This window comes from Trinickia sp. (genome assembly GCF_036503415.1).
Taxonomy (GTDB): Bacteria; Pseudomonadota; Gammaproteobacteria; order Burkholderiales; family Burkholderiaceae; genus Trinickia.
In genome coordinates this window covers 1-6,899 of the sequence record NZ_DASXWY010000035.1, presented here as the reverse complement: position 1 = coordinate 6,899, position 6,899 = coordinate 1, and the positions used below count along the sequence as shown (strand labels likewise).

Genomic DNA, 6,899 nt, shown 5'->3' with positions numbered 1-6,899 from the left:
TGCCGTGCGCGATCCGGTCCGCGAGCGCCTGCCCCTGTTCGAGCGGAATCCAGGCGTCGCTCTCACCCCAGACGATACGGACCGGGAAATCCGGCGGCGCATAGCGCGCCTCGGCCTCGGCGACATAGCGCTGGTCCATCTGAGCGATCTGCCGATAGAAGGCGGCCTGGCCGGACGTAGTAAGCCACGGCGACCGATGAATTGCCAACGCTTCCTCGCTCATCGGGCGTGCAACCGCATTGCTGATATATGCCGAGACGAGGGCGCGATGCGCATAGGGCGGCAGCCCGGTGAATGCGGCTTGGTACTGCGCCACGTGCTGCACGAACGGGGAACCTTGCGGCGTGATCCCGACAGGGTTCACGAGCGTCAGCTCGGCGTAGTCGATGCCATCGAGGAAATGCGCGCGCAGCACTGTCGCGCCGCCATAATCGTGTGCGAGCACCTTGGGGCGCTCGATGCCCCATTCGCGCAGCATTGCGCCAAACAGCCTGTTCTGCATGCCCAGCGACACGTCCGCGTCCGGCATGTCGGATTGGCCGTAGCCGAGCAGATCGTAGAAGAAAACGCGGTGCGTCAGCGCGAGCCACGGCGCGATCCGGCGCCACACCTGCGACGAGAACGGCGTGCCATGTACGAGCACAAGGGGCGGGCCGTCGCCCAGATTGCCCCACGCGATCCGATGGCCTTCGAAGTTGAAGCGGTTGGTGAGTTCGAGCATCGTTGCACCTTTAGGTAACCTGTTATAGGCGTACAATAGGTTACTCGTAGCAGGATACAGGCGCAACCGTCAAATCGAAATTAATGGTTACTTCGAGTCAACATTCGCCTCAAGGGCATCGATGGAGCGACGCCGACCTGGTCGGTGGTCACCCTGCGTTGGATTTTCTCAATACGGTGGCCGACAAGGGTAAGACGCGCATGGAAGAGAAGCTCGTGCAATGGCACGACGTGCATACTTGGGCTGCCGCTGCGGGACTACTCGCGCCGGCTGACCTGACGCGTTTCCGTCAGCAGCCGGAATGGGACGGCGCGGACGCGTTGACAGCGCTCCATCGTTTCCGTGAAGACGCGTACGCGGCGATCGTCCATGTGACGAGCGGGGTTGGCGATCGGCGAGCCTACGACCGGCTTGCCGCGGCGATCCGGGACGCGATCGGTCGCAGCACGTTCACGACTTTCGACGGCCGATTCGTATGGCGGCCCGACGTGCAGACGGCATGGCGCTGGATCGATTCGGTTGCGCTCGCTTTCGAGCACCTGATGCGCAGCGAAGACTCGGGCCGGGTACGCCAGTGTGGCCGCTGCACCTGGTTCTTCGTCGATCGTGGCCGCGGCGCCGGGCGGCGTTGGTGCGATATGCGGACCTGCGGCAATCGCGCGAAGGCCGAGGCGTTCCGCGAGCGGTGAAGCCGGGCGGGTTTCACTGGTCGGACGGCACGGGAATACGCGGAGAAAACTTCACCTCGCGCAACGCGAGGCTCGACTGGATGGAAGAGATGCCCATCTGGTGCCTTAACACCCGCTCGACGAACTCGCCGTACGAATCGAGATCGGTCGCGACCACCTGAAGCAGATAGTCCGCGGTTCCCGTGATTTTGTGGCAGGCGAGCACCTCTGCCCGGTTCTTGATGACGGCCTCGAAGTTGTCCGCCGCCTTGTCGGAATGCATGTTGAACGTCACGAGCACGAATGCGAAGACGTCCATGCCGAGCGAACGCCGATCGACGTTCGCCTGATACCCGGTGATCACCCCTTCGTCCTCCAGGCGCTTCCGGCGCCGCCAGCACGGCGTCACGCTCAGCGAAAGCTTTTCCCCGAGCGTCGCGTTGGACAGCGCGCCATCCTCTTGCAGCAGGCGAATCATCGCCTTGTCGACGGCATCGAGTTCAACCGCTGGACGTTTTTTGCTCATTCGGACACCTTCATAGACAGTTTGTACAAATTCTAGCCAACCATAAGGACGGAAAGCAAAGTTTTTGCCTCTTCCCCCCAATAGACTGTTTACGTACGCCCAACGCAACAGTCCACCATGCTCACCATCTACAGCACCGATCATCACCTGCATCACGGCGTCGAACTGAAGGACGGAGCCATCTCGAGTTCGTTCGAAAAGCCGCTTCGCGCAGAAACGGTCCTTGCGCGCGTCAAGGGCAGCGGTCTCGGAGACGTCATCTCGCCCAAGCCCTTCGACGCGAGCCGCTATGCCGCCGCGCATAGTCCGCGCTACGTCGAGTTTCTCGAGCATGCATGGGACGACTGGCAGGCGACTGGCCGGACGTGTCAGGCGCTGCCGCTCGTCTGGCCGGTGCGTGCCATGCCGTCGGGCACGGCGCTCCCCTCGTTCATCGACGGCAAGCTCGGTTTCTTTTCCATGGACGCGGGCGCGCCAATCAGCGGCGGCACGTGGGCCGCCGTCAGCGGAAGCGCAAACTCAGCGCTGACCGGGGCGGAAGTGCTATCCACTGGCGCGCGCGCGGCATTCGCGCTGTGCCGCCCGCCCGGCCACCATGCCGGTCGCGAATACATGGGCGGCTACTGCTACCTGAACAACGCCGCCATTGCCGCCCAGCACGCGATCGAATGCGGCGCACGACGCGCCGCCGTGATCGACGTCGATTTCCACCACGGCAATGGAACGCAGGACATCTTCTATGACCGCTCCGACGTGCTGTTCGTGTCGATCCACGGAGAACCGTCGGTGTCATACCCATACTTTTCCGGTTATGGCCATGAGCGAGGCGTCGGCACTGGCGAAGGTTTCAATCTGAATCTGCCGCTGCCGCAGGGCACGCTCTGGAGCGGATACGAGGAGGCCCTGAGCCACGCGTGCGCAGCGATCGCAACGCACGAACCCGACGTACTTGTCGTCTCTCTGGGCGTCGATACGTTCGAGCACGACCCGATCAGCCATTTCCGGTTGCGCACACAGGACTATCTGCGCATCGGCGAAGCGCTGGCGCGTTTGGGAGTCCCGACGCTCTTCGTGATGGAGGGCGGATATATGGTCGACGAAATCGGCATCAATGCCGTCAATGTGCTGCTCGGCTTTGAAGGCCGGAGCTGACCCGCATCCCCGAAAAATCCTTTCGCGGCCGACAGGCTGTGATAACCGGCCTGGCTGTATCGACTTTTTCCAGTCAGCCATAACGAAACGCACCATCAGGAGAACAGGAGATGATTCGAAATCAAACGAAATGGATTGCAGCAGCCATCGCAATGGCCTGCGCGCTTTCCGCTCGCGCGGACGAAATCGTCCGCATCGGCCATGTAGCACCGTTGACGGGACCGATTGCGCATCTCGGCAAGGACAGTGAAAACGGCGCACGGCTCGCCGTCGAAGAAATCAACGCGAGAGGGTTGATCGTCGCGGGCGAAAAGGTGGTCCTGCAACTCGATCCGCAAGACGATGCGGGGGATCCACGCACTGCGACCCAGGTTGCGCAACGACTGGTCGACGACAAGGTCGTCGGGGTCGTGGGGCACCTGAACTCCGGCACATCCATTCCCGCTTCGCGCATCTACAAGGACGCGGGTATCGTGCAAATTTCGCAAGCGGCGACCAATCCCGCGTACACCCAGCAAGGTTTCAACACGACGTACCGCGTCGTCGCCACCGACGCGCAGCAGGGCCCCGCTCTCGCGGCCTATGCCGCGAAGAACATGGGAATCAAAACGGTCGCGATAGTGGACGATTCGACCGCATACGGCCAAGGCCTCGCCACCGAGTTCGAGGATGCGGCGAAACGACTTGGACTGAAAGTCGTGTCGCGCGACGCAACGAACGACAAAGCCATCGATTTCCGCGCCATTCTCACCAAGATAAAGGGCGAGAATCCGGACGCAATCATGTACGGCGGGATGGATGCGACCGGTGGGCCGCTTGCGAAACAGGCGCGGCAGCTTGGACTGCGTGCAAAGATCCTCGGCGGCGACGGCGTGTGCTCCACGGACCTCTCGAAACTCGCGGGCGCCGCCGCGGACAATGTGGTGTGCTCGGAAGCGGGTATCGCGCTCGAGAAGATGCCGGGTGGTGCGTCGTTCGCAAAAAAGTACGAGGCGCGTTTCCACCAGCCTCTTCAGGTCTATGCGCCGTTCTCCTACGATGCCGTTTTCATTGTCGTAGACGCAATGAAGCGCGCTGGCTCGACCTCGCCCGCCAAGATTTTGGCTGCGATGCCCGCAACAGATTTTCATGGCGTGATCGGCGAAACAAGCTTCACGTCGCAGGGTGATGTGAAGCACGGCGCGATCTCGATCTTTTCGTATAGGGGCGAGAAAAAGATCTTGCTCGACATAGTCAGGATGTAACGGCCAGTTCCGCAGGAATGTTCCACTCCTGAGTCGGGAACTGCGCCCGTCGACGCGACGGGCGACGACGCCGAAATCGCAGTGGTTCCAAAGTTATATCGTTTGTATCAAGGAAATTCCAATGACCCGCTTCATAGATGTTCCCACCATGTCCCGCCTCGTTGCGACCGTCGGCGTCTCGAAGTTTATCGGGGAACTCGCCGACGCCATTCGCGATGATTTCGTGAACTGGCCGGAATTCGATAAATCGGCGCGCGTCGCCAATCACTCCGATATCGGTGTGATCGAGCTGATGCCAGTATCCAATGCCCGGCGCTACGCCTTCAAATATGTTAACGGCCATCCGAAGAACACCCAGCGAGGCCTGTACACGGTCATGGCGTTCGGTGTCCTGGCGGACGTCGACACTGGGTACCCGATTCTCCTGTCGGAGCTTACGGTGGCCACCGCGCTGCGAACGTGCGCCACGTCCCTCATGGCGGCACGCGCGCTGGCCCGGCCCGGCGCACGCCGCATGGCGCTCATCGGAAACGGCGCCCAGAGCGAATTCCAGGCGCTCGCCTTCCATAGCCATCTCGGCATCGACGAGATCGTTGCGTACGACGTCGATCCGCATGCGACGGAAAAGCTGATCCGCAACCTTGCGGCATATCCGTCGCTCAAGATCGTCCGCGCGAGCTCTACCGCGGAGGCGGTTCGCGGTGCGGACATCGTGACGACCGTGACGGCAGACAAAACATACGCCACCATTCTGACCCCCGACATGATCGTACCCGGCATGCACATCAACGCGGTGGGCGGCGACTGTCCGGGGAAAACGGAATTGCACGCCGACGTGCTGCGTGCAGGACGGGTGTTCGTCGAATACGAGCCGCAAACTCGCATCGAAGGCGATATTCAGCAGATGCCCGCCGACTTCCTGGTGACCGATCTGTGGCGCGTTCTGACGGGGAGTGCAACCGGCCGTGAGAATGCCGATCAGATCACGATCTTCGATTCGGTCGGTTTTGCGCTCGAGGACTATTCGACACTGCGCTACGTCCATGCGCAGGCTGAAGCGCTCGACCTCGGCATTGGCGTGGAACTTGTCCCATGGGGTGAACATGATGACGACAATGACCCGAAGGATCTGTTCCGCTACACACGGACCGGCAGGTCGCGACAGGCAGTTCGCCGAATCGCGTGATAGCTTCGAGGCGTTGCGGGCTGTGTGAGCAGAAAACGCAGGGTTTCGCAAATCCGGACTCGATCGCCGTCGCGTCAATCACGGAACGTCTTGGCGGTTTCTTCGGCGGCGTGCCGCAAATCCGGTTCGAAGGCCAGCAAATCCTGTAGCGTGAGCCGCCCGACCGGCGCCTGCACCGCAATGGCAGCGCAGGCGCGGTGACGGTCGAGCATGACAGGCACTGCGATGGCGATCAGCCCCTGAAGGTGTTCCTGGTCGTTGACCGCCAACCGGCGCCGGCGCGTCAACGCAAGCTCCTTGCGCAGCACGTCGCGGCTCGTGATCGTGCGCTCGGAGTAGGGCCGTAGCGGTAGGGTGTCGATCACGCGTTCGCGCCGATCCTTCGGCAAAAAACTGATCAGGAGCTTGCCGCTGGCGGAACAATGCAGCGGCACGTGCGACCCCGGCTGCAAATGCATGCGCAACGGCCACTCCGTTTCCACGCGGTCGATATAGACGACGTCGTTGCCTGACAGCATCGTCAAGTTACATGTCTCGCCGATCTTCGCCACGAGCTGCTCGAGCAATACATGGCGCGCGGCTGCCGGGCCGGCATGCATGAGCACGTTTACAGCCAGCATGCGCACGCGCGGCGAACACTCGTAGCGTTTGTCGCCCGCACCGCGCGTGACGAGCCACGCATCGGTCAGCTGCACGAGGATGCGGTGCATCGTCTGTTTCGGCAGGTCGAGCGTGGTTGCAAGATCCATCATCGATAAGGGGCGGCCAGCCGCCGCCAACGTTTCGAGCACACGAAACGCTCGCACCGCCGCCGCATTCGACTGATTCGATCCCGACATGCTCTCTCCCCATCAGGCATCAGGCGCGCTCGCCGCGCCGCCTTCATTGTGTATCGGATCGCGCGGTTTTCGGGACTGGGGGAAGTCCCGAAATTCGCGTTTTTTCCTCCACGAGCGAGCGCAGTCGACGAATGGTCAGGAAACGGGACTCGTGCGCTCTCGCCGCCGCTTAGATTGGCTGTACCGCCAATCTTTATCGCAATGGGAGCGTGTATGAATGTGAGGGCTACAACGGCCGAAACGGCAAGCTCGCCGGCTGCGGACGACGTGAGGAGCGAGGTGGGTGCGCTCGTCGCCCGCGCACGCGAGGCGCAGCGCGCCTTCGAACACGCCGGCCAAACGGCGCTCGATACGGCTGCGGCCGCGGCGGCCTGGGCGATCATGGAGCCGGGCCGCAATCGCCGCCTCGCCGAGCTCGCGGTGCGCGACACCGGCCTCGGCAACGTCGAGGATAAGGTCCAAAAGAACTTCCGCAAGACGCTGGGGCTGCTGCGCGATTTGCACGGCAAGCCCACTTGCGGCGTGATCGCACGCGACGCCGAGCGCGGTATCGTCGAGATCGC

The 6,899-nt window shown here is 62.3% G+C and carries 7 protein-coding genes and 1 pseudogene; 5 read left to right on the top strand and 3 right to left on the bottom strand.

Going from position 1 to position 6,899, the window contains the following annotated elements; translation table 11 throughout:
- A partial coding sequence (locus tag VGL01_RS05380; RefSeq protein ID WP_331567820.1) for an alpha/beta hydrolase occupies positions 1-721 on the bottom strand: 721 nt, incomplete at its 3' end.
- 83 nt (positions 722-804) lie between these two features.
- Between VGL01_RS05380 and VGL01_RS05375 the strand changes: the two genes are divergently transcribed.
- Positions 805-1,410: a CGNR zinc finger domain-containing protein gene (locus VGL01_RS05375; RefSeq protein WP_331567818.1), complete on the top strand. Its 606-nt coding sequence runs from the start codon at positions 805-807 to the stop codon at positions 1,408-1,410.
- Between the two features lie 13 nt (positions 1,411-1,423).
- On the opposite strand, the gene VGL01_RS05370 is transcribed toward VGL01_RS05375, so the two are convergent.
- Positions 1,424-1,915 (bottom strand): Lrp/AsnC family transcriptional regulator, encoded by a 492-nt coding sequence (locus VGL01_RS05370; RefSeq protein ID WP_331567816.1) that lies wholly within the window; start codon positions 1,913-1,915, stop codon positions 1,424-1,426.
- Between the two features lie 117 nt (positions 1,916-2,032).
- Between VGL01_RS05370 and VGL01_RS05365 the strand changes: the two genes are divergently transcribed.
- The 3 genes from VGL01_RS05365 to VGL01_RS05355 all read left to right on the top strand — a co-directional run bounded on the left by VGL01_RS05365 (position 2,033) and on the right by VGL01_RS05355 (position 5,497).
- Positions 2,033-3,067: a histone deacetylase family protein gene (locus VGL01_RS05365; RefSeq protein WP_331567814.1), complete on the top strand. Its 1,035-nt coding sequence runs from the start codon at positions 2,033-2,035 to the stop codon at positions 3,065-3,067.
- Positions 3,068-3,177: 110 nt separating this feature from the next.
- Complete coding sequence (locus tag VGL01_RS05360) at positions 3,178-4,311, top strand: branched-chain amino acid ABC transporter substrate-binding protein (RefSeq protein WP_331567812.1); 1,134 nt, start codon at positions 3,178-3,180, stop codon at positions 4,309-4,311.
- A 121-nt stretch (positions 4,312-4,432) separates the two neighbouring features.
- A complete protein-coding gene (locus VGL01_RS05355) occupies positions 4,433-5,497 on the top strand; it encodes an ornithine cyclodeaminase (RefSeq protein WP_331567810.1) in 1,065 nt (354 codons plus the stop codon).
- 74 nt (positions 5,498-5,571) lie between these two features.
- Here VGL01_RS05355 and VGL01_RS05350 read toward each other — a convergent pair whose 3' ends face one another.
- Entirely contained in the window at positions 5,572-6,336 is a 765-nt protein-coding gene (locus VGL01_RS05350; protein WP_331567808.1) for an IclR family transcriptional regulator, read from the bottom strand.
- 213 nt (positions 6,337-6,549) lie between these two features.
- On the opposite strand from VGL01_RS05350, the pseudogene VGL01_RS05345 reads away from it, so the two are divergent.
- Positions 6,550-6,899, top strand: a pseudogene (locus tag VGL01_RS05345) (sulfoacetaldehyde dehydrogenase); the annotation flags it as partial.